This is a genomic window from Ruegeria sp. HKCCA0235A (assembly GCF_013033235.1).
Classification (GTDB): domain Bacteria; phylum Pseudomonadota; class Alphaproteobacteria; order Rhodobacterales; family Rhodobacteraceae; genus Ruegeria.
Genome location: NZ_WQDQ01000005.1, coordinates 143,298 through 161,750 on the forward strand (window position 1 = coordinate 143,298; position 18,453 = coordinate 161,750).

Consider the following 18,453-nt stretch of genomic DNA (forward strand, 5'->3'; position numbering starts at 1 on the left):
GCAAGTGCTGACGGCCATTGAAACCGGCGTCAGTTTCTTTGATTGTGCCCACGCCGTCCGTGGTAATTGGTAAAAAGGATTTTTGGATGCGTATTGCAATGATCGGCACCGGTTATGTTGGCTTAGTGTCCGGTGTATGCTTTTCGGACTTTGGTCATGACGTGATTTGCGTCGACAAGGCTGAGCAAAAGATCGACATGCTCAAGGCCGGAGAAGTGCCGATTTATGAACCGGGCCTGGATGTGCTGATGGCAAAAAACGTTGCTGCCGGTCGCCTGAGTTTTTCAACCGATCTGAAAACAGCAGTTGATGGCGCCGATGCGGTTTTCATCGCGGTCGGAACTCCGACCCGACGAGGGGACGGCCACGCGGATTTGACCTATGTGATGGCCGCGGCGGAAGAGATCGCCCAAGCGGTTACCGGTTACACGGTCATCGTCACCAAATCGACCGTGCCGGTGGGAACAAACAGAAAAGTTCAGGAAGTCGTTGCGGCAGCCAACCCCACAGCCGAATTCGACGTGGCCTCGAACCCTGAATTTCTGCGCGAAGGCGCTGCAATCGACGACTTCATGCGCCCCGATCGCGTCGTCGTCGGTGTGGAAAACGATCGCGCCGCCGAAGTGATGGCCGAGATTTACCGACCGCTTTATCTGCGTGACTTTCCGATCCTGACCACCGATCTGGAAAGCGCCGAGATGATAAAATACGCCGCCAACGCGTTTCTGGCGACCAAGATCACTTTCATCAATGAAATCGCAGGCCTGTGTGAAAAGGTCGGTGCGGATGTCAAGGAAGTTTCCCGCGGCATCGGTCTGGACGGACGAATTGGCAACAAATTCCTGCATGCGGGGCCGGGCTATGGTGGCTCTTGTTTTCCCAAGGATACCGCCGCGCTGGCGCGGATCGGGCAGGATCATGCATATCCGATGCAGATCACGGAAACCGTCATTCGGGTGAATGACGAGGTCAAGAAGCGGATGATCGAGAAAATCCGCGACGCCTGCGACGACCGCCTTAACGGCAAGACGGTGGCGGTTCTGGGTGTCACTTTCAAACCCAACACGGACGACATGCGCGACGCGCCATCACTGTCCATCATTCCCGCCTTGATCGGCGGAGGAGCCAAAGTGCGCGTCGTCGATCCGCAGGGCAAAGCGGAAGGCGATGCACTGTTGCCCGGAGTCGAATGGTGCGACGACCCCTATGCAGCGGTTCAAGGGGCTGACGTTGTGGTGTTGCTGACAGAGTGGAACGAGTTCCGCGCATTGAACCTGACCGAGCTGGCCGGTTCCATGAACTCTGCCCGAATGGTGGATCTGCGCAATATCTATTCAAAGTCACAGGCGCTGAAATCCGGCTTTGAAACCTATGTCGGTGTTGGACGCTGAACGCACACCACCTGTTGGATCAGACGCGCCCACCGGACCCGCTTGGGTCCGGCAGTGATCTGCCTTCACGGGCTATTCGGTGGCCCAGATCTTGCGGCGGCGTTCCTTGACCATGTCATTGCCTTCATCGGTGCCGTCGTGGAACGTGTTGAACCATTCATCCCAAGGGGTTTCCCAAGTGCCGTAGTTGCAGTCGAAAAACCGATGATGCAGCTGATGAAAGAAATCCCCGACCTGAAACTTGGCCTTGTTGCCGACCTTCACGTGCTCGAACCCGGCATGAGAGGTCGGAGCGCCGATGCCGTGATGGAACAGCAGGAAAACGGCGTGGATCGGATGCGACGGCAGCAGAAAAAAGATCATCGTATCGAACATCAGGAAAAAGCTCTCGACCGGATGCATCGCAAGCCCCGACCAAGGGCCGGTGTTGATGTTGCGGTGATGCCAAGCGTGGACTTTTGTATAAAGCACACCCACATGCAGCAGCCTGTGCAGCCAGTAGAAATGGAACCCGGCCCAGATCGGCACAAAGACGGTCATGGCGATGAACCAGATCGGGTTGCCGTCAAATGTGATCATCGTGATCCAGCCATTGGCATAGGAATACAAGATCAGACATTCCCAGAACGTCCAGAACGTCAACGCCGGGCCCAAGGTCCAGAACATGTTGTCCCAGACCTGATTTTTGAAAGTGAACACCTTGGCGCCCTTCATCATCGGGCGCATGTCATACCGGTATTCGTCCTGCTGCGTACGGAACCTCCAAAGGGCCAGGTGCAAGCCGCCTGCAACCACCATCAGGATACAGAAATTGCGGAACCAGATTTCCGCAACCCAATCCCAGCCGAAGGTCTCGATCCTGCTCAATGAAGGCGTCAGACAGGTCCAGGTGATGACCGCAAAGACCAGCAGCAGCGCCCGCAATGCAAGTGGGTTCCAGCTTTGCAACAGGTATTTCAACGCGGCCAGAGGTTTTATCGGCCAATCCCAGTAGGGCGCGGTCTGAATCGGCAGCTGGGGCGTGTAGTTCCAGATCTTGCGCTTGGTTCGTGGCGGCAGGGCGGGGTCTGACATAGTGGTCTCATTTCATCTGTTCACTGACCACAAGCCTAAGGCCGGGGATCAAAAGCTCAGACCCAATTGTCTTGCCGGTGAGGCTAAGTTCTGCTTAGCCTGCTGGAATGAACACCCGTGTTCCTTCCCTCAACTGGCTGCGCGTATTCGAGGCTGCGGCCCGAACCGAAAGCTTTGCCCGTGCCGCGACCCAGTTGAACATGACGCCTGCCGCCGTCAGCCAGCAGGTCAAAGCGTTGGAAACACGGCTGGGCACACCCTTGTTCCACCGCCACGCGCATGCGGTCACTTTGACCGAGACCGGGCGCGCCTATCTGCCGTCGGTACAGCAATCCTTGCTCATGCTTGAAACGGCAACCGCGGGTCTGTTCGGCGAAACCCGTGAGCAAAGGCTTTACGTGCAGTCGGTGCTGCTTTTTGCACATGGCATTCTGGCCGGGGGTGTTCCCGGATTTCAGGCGGCGCATCCTCAGATCAACCTTTCGCTTTCGACCGGCAATGTCGTGTCGGATTTTGCCAATCGGTTCACTGACCTTCAGATCGTGTTTGGTAACCCTGCGCTGTTTGGCTCGGAAAGTGACGAGTTGATGCGCGAACATCTCTATCCCATCGCCCCACCCGAGGTTGCTGCCCGGATCGAGACGGCAAAGGACTTGTTCGACTTCACCTTGATCGAAGTTTCGACCCATCGGGCAAGCTGGCCGCATTGGTTCGAACACCAGCGGCTGCCAGCGGGCCGGGCACGGTACTTTTTTGCCGACAATTCGGTGATGGCGGCCGAGCTCTGCGCCAGCGGATGCGGCATTGCCTTGGCGCGCGCGCCCGCGTCAGATCGGATTATGAAGCTGTCGGGTTTGGTTCCCTGCCTGCCAGACATCTCATGTCCGGGGCAGGAAGCCTATCATCTGGTCTACCCTTCCCGCACGGCGCTGCGCCCGGCAGCGCGTACGTTTCGCGATTGGCTGATGGATTACAGCGCCGCCGTCCAGACGCGGTAACGCCCCTGCCCGGTGACTTCGCGAACCAGACCCCGCTGCGCGAACAGGTCGAAATTGCGCTGTACCGCGGCGCGGGAAGCCTTGGTCAGGTCTTCGGCCAAAGGCGCGGATACCATGGGCCAGGCCGTCAATGCATTGATCAGGCGCGGTGGGGTGCGGCCGCTCAGATCCTGCGTGACCTCTTTGGCTTTCGCCTCCCACGCGCTGATCCGGTCTAGGCGCAACAACGCCGCAAGGGCAGCCTGGCCTGCGCCGCCGATCCATGCGCTCAGTTTTTCCGACGGATCCCCCGAGCCGCGCAGCGCACGCGGCCCGGACAAGGCCAAGGGCATGAACTGCGCACCGCCACGCCCCATCGAGGCCGCATGCCGCGCGGCTATGACGGCTGCTTCCGTGTCCTGTCCGATGCCTTGTGACACCGCCCGCCAGGCGTGAAACGCAATTGCCGACTGCGTCACAGGATGCAACCCTTCGGCGTTTTGCATGACCTCGGCCAGATCAATGATGGATTCCGGGGTCGCGTCGGCCCCCTGAGCCAGTCGGTCAAGAAACGCGGTCAGCCCGCGTTCCCAACCGCCGGCAGCAGGCGGCGCGCCCGAACTCAGGCGTCGCACGGCCCATCCGGCCCGGAACAGGGCCTGCACGTCATCATGAGTCGCGCCGATCCGCAAACCGGTCCACAAAGCCAATCGATCCACGCTGATCCGGTCTCCGGTCCACCACCCCAGATCGGACGTCTCCATCAATGCCAAGCGATGCGTCCAGCCTTCGGGGCCCGCTCGCAACCGTTCATCCAGCGCGCCAAAAGTCATGGCCAGATCCGCAAGTTCCGCAGAAAGGTCGGACTGCGCAGCCCGCCAATCACGCGGATCGAACAGCAGGCGCTGTTCGCGTCGCGGCCCGGGCAGGAAGAAACCCTCGTCTTCCTCGACTTCATCCGGTGGCAAGAACCACAGGTCGTCCTCTTCGGACGGATCGCCGTCATAGATGCTGGCGGGGCCAAGATCTTCGGCCTCGTCTTCAGGAAGGGGCAAGGGTTTCTTCGACGTCATACCCCGCATTCTTCGGGCATTCCCGTTGCTTCACAAGGGGTATTCCGTCAGCTCGCAAAGGTTCCGGTCAGAACATCCAGTTCGCTGCTCAAATCGGTCTGCGGAGAGCTGCCCAGCAGCATGTAACCATAGCCATCCTGCGCCCAGGTCGCTGTTGCCAAACCGTTCAGAATGGCCTGTTTGACCTCTGCCTTCGGGGCGTTCGGCCCCTGGCGGATAACACAGAAGGCAAAGGGTTGACCCTGCTCATCGGCGAAAACGACCTGAACCAAAGGCTTTCCCTTGAACGAAAGCACTTGTGCTCGCTTCAACTCCAGCCCAGGCAGGGAGTCCAGCGCTTCACGGTTCAGAGACCTGCCAAGTGCTGCCTCGGCCATCGCGAACTGCTTGTCCAGCGATGCCTCGGAACTGTCCAGCGAGACAATCGTCTCGGGCACATAAAGCGACTGATAGATCGCCGCTTGCTGCGCCCAGCCCAGTTCCGCCGGACGCGTCGCCCAGAATGTCAGGGCAACGGCTGCAACCCCGACGCCCGCGGCCACGGCCAGAAGGCGCAGAAACCCGCCATTGGTGTTTCGCGCCACGGGTTCCGGCAAATCGACCTTCGGCGCCGCGGTGGGCAGTGTCTCAAAGACCTGCCGAACGACAGGCGCAAACGGATCCAGCGCCATCAGGCGGCGTTCAAGCTCGACATCATCCTCAACCGCGGCCTCGATGGCGCGGCTCTGAGCCTCATCCAGCGTGCCTTCCAGATACGCCAACAGCGTCTCGTCGGAAAACGTCATTTGCCACTCCGTCGCGCGGCGTCTGCCGCCTCAAACTGCATCACGGTTTTCAGTTTCCGCCGGGCATTCGATAGCCGGCTCATGATTGTGCCGATGGGAACGTCCAGCAATGCAGCGGTTTCGCGGTAGCTGTACCCTTCGACGAACACGAGCATGACCGTTTCCCGCTGCGCTTCTGGCAGCTGCATCACTTGAGTAAACACTTCAGCCGCAAAAATATTCGTTTCTGAATCCGGCAAAGTTGCGACCAGTTCCGATTCTGGGGTCACGGACAGCGCCTGTGCCCGCCGGACGGAACGAGACCGCACTTCGTTCAACCAGATTGACCGGCAGATCGTCATCAGCCAACTGTCCAGACGATCATGCGACGTTACCTGATGATGCCGCTCGAGCGCACGCAGGCATGTGGCCTGCACCAGATCGTCCGCCACATCCGATGCCCCCGACAACGCCAGAGCAAACCGCCAGACGCGTCTTGAGTGCATCTGTACGGCGTCACGAACGGCCTGTTCGGAAGTCATCTCGGCACTCATCGAATAAAACGCGACCTGTGTGTGTTTGTCAGAAACGGACCCGGCCCGCAGGGCCAAAACTGACATAAACCGCGGAGGAAAGAAATGAAACTTCTGTTGAAGGCAGTCACGTTTGCGTCGGCAATTGTTGCAACACCCATATGGGCAGCGGGCTGGACACTGGAGTCCGATCGCTCGCATCTGGCCTATGGAACGATCAAGAAAAACGCGGTGGGCGAGGTCAACAGCTTCACCAGCCTGAGCGGACACGTGACGCAGGAGGGCGTGGCCGAAATCGAGATCGACCTGTCCTCGGTCGAGACCAACATAGAAATTCGCAACGAACGGATGATCGAATTTGTATTCCGCCAAGCACCCACTGCGCGCCTGACGGCCGAATTCGACATGGCGAAGGTTGCAGGGCTGGCCGTGGGTGAAACCACCACTCTGGATGCTGCTTCCGTGCTTTCGCTGGCCGGCACGGAAGTTGAGTTTGACGCGGAAATGTTCGTCGCACGCTTGTCCGAGACGTCAGTGCTTGTTTCGACAAACGACATGGTGTTTCTCAGCACCGAAGACGCCGGTGTCAACGCCGGCGTGGACAAGCTTATGGAATTGGCAAGCCTGCCCGGCATCACCCGAACGGTACCGATTACAGCCCGGCTGATCTTTCACACGGATGAAGAACATGCCGCGACGGCATCGGAAGCCACAGAGGTTGTTGCTGCCGCAGCTGTTCAGGGTGACGCGACGGCCGGCAAAAAGGTGTTTCGCAAGTGCAGCGCTTGCCACAAATTGAAAGAAGGCAGCCATGGTGTTGGCCCGTCCCTGCACGGCATTCTCGGCGCAAAGGCCGGTCAGGCCGAGGGATTCAAGTATTCGACAGCGCTGGAAAGTTCCGACATCGTCTGGACCCATGAAACCCTGAGCGCATTCCTGACGGATCCCAAAGGGTATCTTCAGGGCAATCGAATGCAGTTTCGCGGCCTGAAAAAGGACGAAGATATTGTTAACCTTCTTGCGTATTTGCAAGAAGAGGGGTGACGGCAACACCCAAGAGACCTGCTGAATTTCGATTTCACGCAACCGGCCCCGGGATCGGATACGATGCTTGTGCCCGTCCCCTGTCTGGTTTCGGATCAACACGTGTTCAAAGTCAGGAATTACAGCCTTCTATCAGCGGATTCATGCCGGACACACGACTCGTTTGTGGCAAAACAGCCCGTATTTTAAGGCGTTTTTTGCGGATCCTGTCGCGCCACCAACCCTGCCTGCGCCCGTACAAAGGGGCAAATCGCGGTTGTTGTTGCGCTTTCCAACTCTTGTCCGATCGTCAACCAGCCATTATTTAGCGGGCCTACAGCTCAGATGGTCGGGATGGGCCGCTCTGCCGCAGCATGGCATCTGTCCTTTAGGCCCGACAAGATATAGGTTAACTGAGCGTGCGCACAGTTTCACGATTTGGAGAACGCAATGATAAAGCGCGCCTGGAACAAGTGGCGATCAGGCTATATGGGCCGCCTTGTAGGTGAAAGCTTTTACGCGCAAGGCAAGCTGTATGGTATTGCGGTTCTGGCAATGATTGCCGTGGCGGTCACCACGGCCGGCTCCGCATATATGATGGAGTACATTGTCGATGCGATGACCAGCCCGGAATTGCGGGGCTACGCGCATGTCATTGCGCTTGGGGTCGTGATTCTGTTTCTGGTTAAGGCCATTGCCTCGTATATTCAGTCTGTTTTCCTGGCCCGCGCCGGCAACCGGATCGTCGCGCAACAGCAAGACAGGGTTTATCGCAAACTCCTCAGGCACGGCGTCTCGTTCTTTTCGACCAATGAATCCTCAGATCTTTTGATGCGCACCACCCACGGTGCTCAGGCGGCTCGCAGCCTCATCGATGTCCTGGTCACCGGATTTGTGCGCGACGCCCTGACTTTGGTCGGCCTTGTAGGGGTTATGGTTTACCAGCAACCCGTTCTGTCGGTGATGTTCTTTGTCGTGGGCCCGATCGCCCTTCTAGGGGTACGCTATCTGCTGAAAAGCGTGCGTTCGATCATGCAGGCCGAGTTTGCATCGCTGGCTGAAATTATTCGGGTACTTCAGGAAACATCCGCTGGTATCAAGGTTATCAAGGTCTTCTCACTGGAAGATCGCATGATCAATCGCATGGACACCGCCATTCGGAGGGTCGAGGACCGGGCAAACGATATCTCGAGACTTCAGTCCGTGGCCAGCCCCCTCATGGAATTTTTGGCCGGTCTTGCTGTGGCAGGTGTACTAGTCGTCAGCACAATGGGAATCGCTGGAAGCGAACAACCTAGCGCAGGTCAGTTGATGTCTTTCATAACCGCACTTCTGATGGCATATGAACCAGCAAAACGTCTGTCGAGAATGCGTGTCCAGATCGAAACCTGCATGGTCGGTGTCGCCATGTTGTTCGACTTGCTGGATCAGGACGAGACGATGTTGGAGAGCCCCAAAGCCCATGACCTCATCGACGGCCCCGGACAGATCGAATTGCGCAATGTAACCTTTGGCTATCATGGTGCGATGCCGGTGATCGAAGAGATGAATGTCACGTTCGAGGCCGGTAAAACCACAGCTCTTGTTGGTCAATCCGGCGGCGGTAAGTCCACGTTGTTCGGCCTGATCATGCGTTTCTATGATCCCGATCAGGGCAGCGTTGAGATTGATGGTCAGGATCTACGCGAGGTGAGCTTTGCCTCGCTGAGACGCAAAATATCCTATGTCGGTCAGGATACATTCCTGTTCTCGACATCGATCATGGACAACCTGCGCTGCTCGTCCCCTGACGCCACGGACGAAGAAGTCATAGACGCCGCCAAAGCCGCACATGCGCATGATTTCATCATGGATCTGCCCGAAGGCTACAATACGCAGGTTGGCGAAAACGGCACCTTCCTGTCAGGTGGCCAGAAGCAGCGAATTGCGATTGCCCGCGCTATTCTGAGAAAAGCCGAGATCCTGCTTTTGGACGAAGCCACAAGCGCGCTGGATGCTGAATCGGAATCGCTTGTCAAAAAGGCTTTGGACACCCTGACAAAGGACGTGACCGTCGTCGTCATTGCGCACCGACTTTCGACTGTTCTGGAAGCGGATAAGATTATCGTGGTTCAGGATGGCTCGATCGTGGAACAGGGCAATCTGGACGAGTTGATGAAAAAGAACGGAAGCTTCCGCAATCTGTTCAATCAGCAATTCAAAAAACACGAACCCTCGGCGGAAGTGGCAGAGTAGCCCCTGCATTCGGTCTGTCACATGCCTCCCCTCTCTGGGCAAGACCTGTCCGGAAGAGGGGCGGAGTATTCTCATCACGAGTGTCCGTGCATCGAAATCATCAGGCCCAATCCCGGGAAACAAACGGTTCTATCTCGCGCGCGGATTCGAATATGGCGATCTTGGTCGGTAGCGACACAAACATGTGGCATGGTCGCCCACGCCTGCGCGCCGTTCCTGCCAGCGCCTTGGCGGGGTGGTTCTCCCACAAGAAGTTACCGTCGCTTCTATTGCGACCGCCCTGTTTGCCACCGTCTCACACCAACGCAGAAACCTGCTTGCACTACAAGGGGTACAGACACGCGACCTGATGCGGTTCTCCGGCCAGTTCAGGCAATGTTGCCCTGCACTGATCGGTTGCCAGCCAACATCTTTGCGCAAAGGCGCAACCTTTTGGAATATTCATCGGCGACGGCAGTTCGCCCTCAAGCTTGATCCGTTCTTTTCGGGCCGTGGGGTCGGCCCGGGGCGTCGTGGACAGCAACGCCTTGGAATAGGGGTGGCGCGGCGCGGCGAACAGCTGTTCTTTGGGCGCCTTTTCAACAGCGCGCCCCAGATACATCACGATCACGTCGTCGGCAAAATGCCGGACCACGGAAAGATCATGCGAAATGAACAGATAGGCGAGGTCAAGCCGTTCCTGCAAATCCACAAGCAGGTTCAGGATCTGTGACTGGATCGAGACGTCCAGTGCCGAAACCGGTTCATCCAGAACGAGGACCCTGGGATTCAACATAAGCGCGCGTGCAATGGCGATACGCTGACGCTGCCCGCCAGAGAACATATGCGGATAGCGATCATAATGTTCGGGCCGCAATCCCACCATCTCGATCATGTCGCGCGCTTGTGTCTCGCGGTCTGCGGCGGACATGTCCGGACGATTGATGATCAGCGGTTCCTGCAAGATCTGGCCGATGCGTTGACGTGGATTCAGCGATCCATACGGATCCTGGAACACGATTTGCACCGTTTCCCGCATCTTGCTCCACCGCGACGGGGTAATGTCGACACCGTCAATCGTCAGCCTGCCCGACGTCGGCTCTTCAATCATCGTGACCAATCGCGCCAATGTTGACTTGCCGCAGCCGGACTCTCCGACGATGGCCAGAGTCTTTCCCGGTTTCAGTTCGAAATCCACCCCCGAAAGGGCCTTCACTGTCGCTGACTTGGACAGCAACCCGCCCTTCACCGTGTAAAACCGGGTCAGATATTTCGCCTGAACGATGGGGTCGGTCATGCCAATTCTCCGGCCGCAATTTTCTCTACGTAGTGACAACGTGCCTTGCCGAAGGCATCGGCATGAGGGGTCGGTGGTATTTCAGCGCAAGTTGCATCAGCAAACCGGCATCGCGGGCTGAACAAGCACCCTGCGGGGCGATCGAACTGGCCCGGCACAACGCCGGGAATCGTCGGGAGAATCTTGGAGGTCGCGCGCTCGGGCAAGGCGCTCAGCAGGGCCGATGTATAGGGATGACGCGGCATGCGGAACAAATCACACACGGGCTGCTCTTCGACTTTTTGTCCGGCATATTGCACCTGAACCCGTTCGGCGGTTTCGGCCACCACCCCCATGTCATGAGTGATCAGCACAAGGCCCATATCGTGTTCGTCCCGCAACCGAACCAGCAAGTCGAGTATCTGCGCCTGAATGGTGACATCCAGCGCGGTGGTCGGTTCGTCCGCAATCAGCAGCTTGGGCTTGCAGGCGATGGCCATCGCGATCATGACGCGCTGGTTCATGCCCCCTGACATCTGGTGTGGAAAGGTGTTCAGGCGGCTTTCCGGAGCCGGGATGCCGACCTGGTCGAACAGCTCAATCGCGCGCTGGTGGCGGTCCTTACGGTTCAAGCCAAGATGGATGCGCAGGGCCTCTTTGATCTGGAACCCCACCGTGAAACAGGGGTTCAGCGACGACATCGGCTCCTGAAAGATCATTGCCATGTCCTTGCCGATGATCTTGCGGCGCTCACGGGCCGAAAGACCGGCCAGATCCACCCCCTCAAAGCGCATCTCGTCAGCGGTGATCGTCGCGGTCCAGGGCAACAACCCCATCAGCGCCAACATCGACACCGACTTGCCCGAGCCGCTTTCGCCGACGATGGCCAGCAGCTCGCCCCTGTCGACCGACAGATCGACACCGTCCACGGCGCGGAACTTGCCCGAGGCCGTGGCGAATTCAACAGTCAGGTTGCGGATCTGCAAAAGGCTCATGCGATCAGCTCCGTTTCAGTTTCGGGTCAAGCGCATCACGCAGGCCATCACCCATCAGGTTGATGGCAAGAACGGTGACAAGAATCGCCAGACCGGGGAAGGTGACTACCCACCAGGCGCGCAGTATGAATTCGCGCGCTTCGGCCAGCATGGTGCCCCATTCCGGAGTGGGCGGCTGCGCGCCCATGCCCAGAAAGCCCAAGGCAGCTGCATCCAGGATCGCCGTCGAAAAGGACAGCGCCGCCTGTACGATGATGGGTGCCAGACAATTGGGCAGCACGGTGATGAACATCAGCCGTGACCTGCCAGCACCGGCCACACGCGCCGACGTGACATAATCCTTCTGACGTTCCGCCAGAACTGACGCGCGGGTCAGGCGCACGTAGTGGGGTTGGAAAACGATGGCGATGGCAATCATCGCGTTGGTCAGCGACGGGCCAAGGATGGCCACCAGCACCAGCGCCAACAGCAGCGACGGAAAGGCCAGAACGATATCCATCACCCGCATGATCAGCGTATCGACCCATTTGGGAGCAAAGCCCGACAGCAGGCCAATCATCACGCCACCCGATACGGCCACACAGACGACGACGATTCCGACAAAGAAGGAATAGCGCGAGCCCATGATCAGGCGCGACAGCATGTCCCGACCCAGCGGATCGGTACCCAACGGGAAAGCCCAGCTTCCGCCCTCCTGCCAAGCAGGCGGTTGCAGGATATGATCGCGGAACTGTTCGGTTGGGTCATAGGGGGCCAGAAGGGGCGCAAAGGCTGCACAAAACACAAAGGCTGCAAAAACCCAAAGCCCGATGACAGCGCCACGATTTTCACTGAAGTAATACCAGAACTCGCGCAGGGCGCTGGGGCGGTCTTCCGTTCTGGGCGGGGTTGAGGATAGTTCGGCCATCACCGCCTCCGAATTTTGGGGTTGATGATGCCGTAAAGGACATCGACCAGCAGGTTCACCAACATCACGATCACCGCGATCATCAGCAATCCGCCCTGAACAACCGGGTAGTCACGGCGAAAGATGCTGTCGACCATCCACTTTCCTATGCCCGGCCAACTGAAGATGGTTTCGGTCAGAATGGCCCCCGCCAGCAATGTGCCCACCGACAGGCCGATCACCGTAACAACCGGAATCAAAGCGTTTCGCAGTGCGTGCAATCCATTGATCCGCGTTGGTGACAAACCCTTGGCGCGCGCGGTGCGGATGTAATCTTCGCCCAGAACTTCCAGCATCGCCGACCGGGTCTGGCGTGCGATTACCGCCAGCGGAATCGTTCCCAGCACAATCGTCGGCAGGATCAGATGGCGCACGGCTGATCCGAATGCTCCTTCCTGACCCGACAGCAGGCTGTCGATCAGCATGAAGCCCGTGACGCTGGGAAAGTAATACAACAGGTCGATCCGGCCCGAGACCGGCGTCCAGCCCAGATTGCCCGAGAATATGATGATCAACAGCAGCGCCCACCAGAAGATGGGCATCGAGTACCCGACCAGCGCCGAGGACATCAGCGCCCGGTCAAAGAACTTCCCTCGGTTCACCGCCGCGATCACACCCGCGGGCAGACCCAGCGCAACGGCAAAGATCATGGCGCACAGGGACAACTCCAGCGTTGCGGGGAACAGCGAAAAGAACTCATCCCATACGGGTTTCCTAGTGACAAAGCTTTCGCCCAGATCACCTTGAAGCACGCCGGTGAGGTAATCCCAATACTGCTGCAACACCGGCTTGTCGAAACCCAGCTTTTCGACCATTTCCTGATAACGTTCTTCCGTCATGCCGCGTTCACCGGCCATCACGATGATCGGATCGCCGGGCAGCACCCGGATGAACATGAACGAAATCAGCGTCACGCCCAGAAATGTCGGAACAAACAGGCCAAGACGGGTGAGGAAATAGCCAAGCATCAGCGACCTATGATTGTAAGTTCTTTGGGAAAGCGGGTCAGTGACCGACAGCCATCCCCGGTGACAAGAACATCATCTTCTATGCGAACGCCGAACTTGTCCAATGCATACAGACCGGGTTCGTTGGTCCAGACCATGCCCGGCAGGATTTTCTGGCTGTTGCCGCGCATGATATACGGCGCCTCATGCACATCCCGGCCCAGACCGTGACCTGTCTTGGTCCGGATACGATCGGCAAAGGGCGAGGCCTCAAGCACGCCTGTGACGGCGTCGTCGATGTCATGCGCTGTCACGCCGGGGCGGCAGGCTTCGAACCCGGCTTTGTTTGCGCGCAAAACCGTGTCGTAGACATCCCGGCCTTCGTCCGGGATGTCCTGAACGAAAAAAGTTCGCGTGATGTCGGCCACAAAACCATGTTTTCGAGCGCCAAAGTCGAACAGCAAGGCATCGCCTGCTTTGATCCGGTAGTCGGCGCGCGCCTTGCCGTGCGGTCGTGCCGAGTTGTCCCCCGCAGCCACGATGGGGGAAAAGGCCAGCGACTCGGCGCCTTCCGCAAAAAGCGACTGTATCAGCGCCTGCTCGATCTGTTTTTCGGTCTGACCTGTGCGAACACCCGCAATCACACGCTCCAACGCGCGTTCCGAAATATCGATGGCCGCTTGCAGCGCGGTAATGTCTTCTTCGGTTTTGATGATGCGAAGGCCTGAGATTTCGCGTTCGCCGTCCACAATCTGCAGATCCGGAATTGCGCGGGTAAACGCGTCTGACACGAAAAACCGCATCACCTGACCTTCGACGGCCAACGATCTGATAGGACTATGCGCTGCCAGCGCGGAAAAGGCGCTGTCATAGCCGGTCTGATCGCGCCAGTCGAACACGGCACCCTCAAATCCGACCAGATCCCATGAAGCGAGTTCCAGATTGGGCACGATCGCCGCCGGATCACCCTGGGCCGGAATCACCACGACAAAAGGGCGCTCGTGGCTCATGAAGGATTTGCCCAATGCGCGGGTGAAATTCGGACCCGGCACCAGGGCCACTGCGTCCACTGACATTTCCATTGCCAATTGGCGGTATTCGGACAAATCCGGCATTCTGCCCGACCTCCTCAATAAGAAAGCCGGAGCCACCAATCTGGCGGCTCCGGTTTGTGAGTGGTGGTTTATTCGACGCTCACACCATAGAAGATGTGACCGCCCAGAGGGTGCACCTTATAACCTTGCACCTTGTTGCTCATGGGCATGTAAACGACCGAATGCGCGATGGTTGCCCACGGAGCCTGCTCTTTGAACACAACCTGCGCTTCTTCATACAGTTTGGTCCGCTCGGCCTGATCCGTGCTTTGCTTGGCCTTCAGGATCAGGTCTTCGAAGGGCTGATGGCACCATTGCGCCCGGTTGGATGCTTCGACACCGTCACAGCCCAGCAAAACCGCCAGGAAGTTGTCCGGGTCGCCATTGTCCCCGGTCCAGCCCAGCAGAACGGCACCGTCCCGGTTCAGTTCTTTCGACCGAGACAGGTATTCACCCCATTCGTACGAGACGATTTCGACGCCCACACCGATCTTGGCGAAATCCGCCTGGATCAATTCGGCCATGCGACGGGCATTGGGGTTGTAGGGGCGCTGGACGGGCATGGCCCAGATTTTCATCGACAGGTCCGAAACACCTTCGGCCTCAAGCATCGCCTTGGCCGCTTCGGGATCATAGGGATCGTCCACGATGGCGTCGTTGTAGCCCCACATGGTAGGCGGGATCGGGTTCTTGGCCACCTGGCCCGAGCCCTGGAAGACCACGTCGATGATCGCCTGCTTGTCGATCGCCATGTTCAGCGCTTTGCGCACCTTCGGATTGTCAAATGGCGCCATGGTGGTGTTGTAGGCCAGATAACCAACGTTCAGGCCCTCTTGTTCCAGCATGTTGATGTCCGGATCATCCTTCATTGCCTGAATGTCGGCAGGGTTCGGATAGGGCATCACATGACATTCGCCTGCTTTCAGCTTTTGATAGCGCACAGACGCATCCGGCGTGATGGCAAAGATCAGGTTTTCGACCTGCGCCGGGTCTTTCCAATACGCATCATTGGCCGCGTAACGGATCACCGCGTCTTTTTGATATGCCACGAACGAGAAAGGTCCGGTGCCGATGGGTGCCGTATTCAGTTTTTCCGGCGTACCAGCTTCCATCATTGCCGCAGCGTATTCCGCCGACACGATTGAGGCAAAGTCCATCGCCATATTGGCGACAAACGGTGCTTCGGGCTTGGACAGGGTAAATTTCACCGTGTAGTCGTCGATCTTTTCGATGGACTCGACCAGATCAGGCATCCCCATACCCTGGAAATATTCCCAGGTTCCGCCTGACACTTGATGATAAGGGTGGTTTTCGTCTTTCTGACGCATGAAGGTGAAAATCACGTCATCCGCGTTGAAGTCGCGGGTCGGCGTGAACGCGTCATTCGAGTGGAACTTGACGCCCTGACGCAGCTTGAAAGTGTATTCCAGACCATCATCGCTGGCCTCGACGCTTTCGGCCAGGCCGGGGACCACATTGGTCGTGCCCGTTTCAAATTCAAGCAACCGATTGTAGATCGGATGTGAAGACGCATCAAAGGTCGTCCCTGCGGTGTAAAGCGCAGGATCGAACCCTTCAGGCGATCCTTCGGAACAATATACAAGTGTATTTGCCTGCGCCACGGCACCCGTCAGGGCGATCGCAGTGGTTGCGGCCAGAAGTTTGAGTTTCATGATTTTCTCCCAGAAAAGGACTTATAAAGACAATCGGATGGCTCTTTGTCGCCAGAGCATTCAGTGACAGCACAGGTCGTCGCGATCCCTCTGTCTAATGTATCCAAAATACAAAATCTAATGTCAACAGTGTCTTTCTGCGGATATCTTGGAAGACTCTTTCTGTCATTGCACCCTGATTTCCGGAATTCATTCTCATCTTCGCTGCGAAAACGATACGACGGCCCGAATCCCCCTTCCGCGCACTCAGACCTGGCTGTTCACGGGTGCGGATTGCATGCTCTCATGGCCTGCGCGCTCACGTCTTGTCCGTATGCGTAACCGCACGCCAATCCCCCGAGGGAGGGTTGGTCAAAAGTTTCGTTGCGCGCAACTTCATGGCGACGGACACAGGGTCCCCGCCCCGCATTTTGTCTGCGGCCTCAAACGCAGCTATCGCCTGCTCGAACCGGCCGGAACGATAATGCGCAAGACCTTGTTCGTAGGTCTCGATCCAATCAAGGGATCCTTCAAAACCGTCGGCCATCGCAATCAGCTCATAGACCACCAGCTCCTCGGTCCGGCCAAAGACCGCGAGCGTGTCCAGCTCTCGGACGACAATTGCGTCGCCTGCTTCGCGCCGGGTCTCGGGGCCGATCAGAATACGCGTGCCATACTCCTTGTTGGCCCCTTCCAATCGGCTGGCCACATTCACGACGTCACCGATCGCCGTGTAGTTCAACCGCTGCTCTGACCCAATGTTGCCAACCAGAGCTTCACCGCTGTTCAACCCGATCCTGACACGCAGGGAATTTCCGGCCTCGTCTTTGATGCCCGCATCTTCCACGGTCACGACAAGATCCAGTGCCGCGCGGCAGGCATTTTCGGCATGGAGCGCATCCTTGCGCGGTGCCCCCCAGATCGCCATGACCGCGTCACCCATGAATTTGTCGATCGTCCCGTCATGGCGCGCGACGGCTGCTGCGGCCGCAGAGAAAAAAGGCTCCATCAACTGGATGATTTTGGGGCCGAGTTTTTCCGATAGCCCGGTGAATCCGGTCACGTCGCAAAACAATACGGATATCTGCTTCATGTCGCCACCGGGCTGCGTTTTGATGCCCTCGGCGACCAGCATCTTCACAAGATCGGTCGGCACGTACTTTCGGAACGCGGACAACCCTGCTGCCATGCTGGCCGTTGCCGCAGACAGATTGGCAAGCTCGGACAGGTTTGAAGGCCGGCGTGGAATGCGTTCGACGTCGAAGCGTTCGATCTTGCTCAGATCCTCGGCAATGCGCGCCAAAGGATTGGCCACAATTCGACGGATCAACCAGATTGCCAGGGCGGTTGAGACGATCACGACCCCGATCAGGATATAGATCAGGTCTATCAAGGTTGCATTGATACCCGACAAAAAGGCCGCCTCCGGAATGACCGTAGCGACGCGCCACCCGTAAAAACCCAAAGGTGTCAGGGCCACCGCGTAGGGGACGCCATCGATCACCACGCGTTTCGTCGAACTGCCCGCAGTCTTGCCATCCGGGTCGCCCAACAGTTTTTCCCCCGAGATCTTGGCAACCTCGTACAGCTCACCCTCGCCCATGCGCGCCGGTGTAACTTCGTCCGCTTTTGCGTCGGGAACAGCAATTACTTTGCCATCGGCATCCAGAATAAAGGCGGCTCCGAATTCGCCGGGCTCGAGCGTCGCCAGAAAGCGTGACAAACGGTCGGTTTCGATTGCGACCGCAAGGACACCCTGCCTTGCCCGGTTGACATCGATCGGCCCTGCAAATGCGTATACGGTCTTGTCACTGCCCGGAAGATCGCGTGCTTCGATCCATCCCATCGTGTCCAGGGACATAAAATTGTTGAACCAGGCGTGATCGCGAGGATCATAGGAGGTCGGAACAAAGGTCCGTTCTTCGAACTGAATATCCCCGGGAATAAAAATGTATCGATCGGTCCGCAGGTTCCGGTCGCGGATGTCCTTGTCGATCTCTATCATCTCAAGCCCGCTGTCGCCCAAACGGTGCGACGCGAAAAAATTGCCGTCCGGCCAACCAAAGAAAATCCAGGAAATATTCGGCTGCGCCTGCAACTGAGACAGAAAGACGAACTCTCGTTTATCGGCCTGCCGTGTTGCGATGACATTCTGTACAAAGATCGTGCGCACCGCCGACCATGCGGCTTCGGCGGATCTGAGGGTTGCCCCGACTTCGATACGGACCGTGTTTGCAATCTGGCTGTTGATCTCAGCGGCAAGCATGCGGCTGTTGTCACGCGCGGTCGTCCACCACAGCGAATGAACAACAAAGGTCGACACGCCGATGGATACGGCGACCAGCATAGATACAGCAATGCCGACACTGAACCGCATGAAAACCCCGAAAATAATGTCCTGTACCACAGTATTCGGTTGAGATCGCAGGAAGAGCAAAGCTTAGTTTGCTCCAACCCCGAAAAATCACGCAACTGTTAAGCACATGTGTATGCC

Annotated in this window: 15 protein-coding genes; 4 read left to right on the plus strand and 11 right to left on the minus strand. The window is 57.8% G+C overall.

The features are described 5' to 3' along the window. Positions 1-86 precede the first annotated feature (86 nt). A complete protein-coding gene (locus GOW56_RS10600; RefSeq protein WP_171205842.1) occupies positions 87-1,391 on the plus strand; it encodes a UDP-glucose/GDP-mannose dehydrogenase family protein in 1,305 nt (434 codons plus the stop codon). Between the two features lie 72 nt (positions 1,392-1,463). On the opposite strand, the gene GOW56_RS10605 is transcribed toward GOW56_RS10600, so the two are convergent. Continuing rightward, positions 1,464-2,465, minus strand: coding sequence for a sterol desaturase family protein (locus GOW56_RS10605; RefSeq protein WP_171205843.1), 1,002 nt, complete (start codon positions 2,463-2,465; stop codon positions 1,464-1,466). Positions 2,466-2,572: 107 nt separating this feature from the next. Between GOW56_RS10605 and GOW56_RS10610 the strand changes: the two genes are divergently transcribed. Then, entirely contained in the window at positions 2,573-3,463 is an 891-nt protein-coding gene (locus GOW56_RS10610) for a LysR substrate-binding domain-containing protein (RefSeq protein WP_170345200.1), read from the plus strand. Here GOW56_RS10610 and GOW56_RS10615 read toward each other — a convergent pair. The 3 genes from GOW56_RS10615 to GOW56_RS10625 are packed head-to-tail and all read right to left on the minus strand — an operon-like array spanning position 3,436 to position 5,821. Then, complete coding sequence (locus GOW56_RS10615) at positions 3,436-4,524, minus strand: helix-turn-helix domain-containing protein (protein WP_371807898.1); 1,089 nt, start codon at positions 4,522-4,524, stop codon at positions 3,436-3,438. The genes GOW56_RS10610 and GOW56_RS10615 overlap by 28 nt on opposite strands. 38 nt (positions 4,525-4,562) lie before the next feature. After that, the gene (locus GOW56_RS10620) at positions 4,563-5,300 is read right to left on the minus strand and encodes a hypothetical protein (protein ID WP_171205845.1); all 738 of its coding nucleotides are present in this window, start codon (positions 5,298-5,300) and stop codon (positions 4,563-4,565) included. Next, positions 5,297-5,821, minus strand: a complete 525-nt coding sequence (locus tag GOW56_RS10625; RefSeq protein WP_216597837.1) for an RNA polymerase sigma factor — start codon at positions 5,819-5,821, stop codon at positions 5,297-5,299. Before GOW56_RS10625 ends, GOW56_RS10620 begins: the two co-directional genes overlap by 4 nt. A gap of 96 nt (positions 5,822-5,917) precedes the next feature. Between GOW56_RS10625 and GOW56_RS21795 the strand changes: the two genes are divergently transcribed. Further along, on the plus strand, positions 5,918-6,856 hold the full coding sequence (locus GOW56_RS21795) for a cytochrome c family protein (protein WP_253284242.1): 939 nt from the start codon (positions 5,918-5,920) through the stop codon (positions 6,854-6,856). Between the two features lie 429 nt (positions 6,857-7,285). Beyond that, positions 7,286-9,070, plus strand: coding sequence for an ABC transporter ATP-binding protein (locus tag GOW56_RS10635; RefSeq protein WP_171205846.1), 1,785 nt, complete (start codon positions 7,286-7,288; stop codon positions 9,068-9,070). Between the two features lie 322 nt (positions 9,071-9,392). Here GOW56_RS10635 and GOW56_RS10640 read toward each other — a convergent pair whose 3' ends face one another. From GOW56_RS10640 to GOW56_RS10670, 7 genes are all read right to left on the minus strand, one after another. Beyond that, on the minus strand, positions 9,393-10,346 hold the full coding sequence (locus tag GOW56_RS10640) for an ABC transporter ATP-binding protein (protein ID WP_171205847.1): 954 nt from the start codon (positions 10,344-10,346) through the stop codon (positions 9,393-9,395). Further along, the gene (locus GOW56_RS10645; RefSeq protein ID WP_171205848.1) at positions 10,343-11,320 is read right to left on the minus strand and encodes an ABC transporter ATP-binding protein; all 978 of its coding nucleotides are present in this window, start codon (positions 11,318-11,320) and stop codon (positions 10,343-10,345) included. Before GOW56_RS10645 ends, GOW56_RS10640 begins: the two co-directional genes overlap by 4 nt. A 4-nt stretch (positions 11,321-11,324) precedes the next feature. Next, positions 11,325-12,227 (minus strand): ABC transporter permease subunit, encoded by a 903-nt coding sequence (locus GOW56_RS10650; protein ID WP_152460560.1) that lies wholly within the window; start codon positions 12,225-12,227, stop codon positions 11,325-11,327. Then, a complete protein-coding gene (locus GOW56_RS10655; protein ID WP_152460561.1) occupies positions 12,227-13,234 on the minus strand; it encodes an ABC transporter permease subunit in 1,008 nt (335 codons plus the stop codon). Before GOW56_RS10655 ends, GOW56_RS10650 begins: the two co-directional genes overlap by 1 nt. After that, positions 13,234-14,328 (minus strand): Xaa-Pro peptidase family protein, encoded by a 1,095-nt coding sequence (locus tag GOW56_RS10660; protein ID WP_171205849.1) that lies wholly within the window; start codon positions 14,326-14,328, stop codon positions 13,234-13,236. Before GOW56_RS10660 ends, GOW56_RS10655 begins: the two co-directional genes overlap by 1 nt. A gap of 68 nt (positions 14,329-14,396) precedes the next feature. Beyond that, the gene (locus GOW56_RS10665) at positions 14,397-15,980 is read right to left on the minus strand and encodes an ABC transporter substrate-binding protein (protein ID WP_171205850.1); all 1,584 of its coding nucleotides are present in this window, start codon (positions 15,978-15,980) and stop codon (positions 14,397-14,399) included. A gap of 298 nt (positions 15,981-16,278) precedes the next feature. Beyond that, on the minus strand, positions 16,279-18,336 hold the full coding sequence (locus GOW56_RS10670) for an adenylate/guanylate cyclase domain-containing protein (RefSeq protein WP_171205851.1): 2,058 nt from the start codon (positions 18,334-18,336) through the stop codon (positions 16,279-16,281). Positions 18,337-18,453 lie beyond the last annotated feature (117 nt).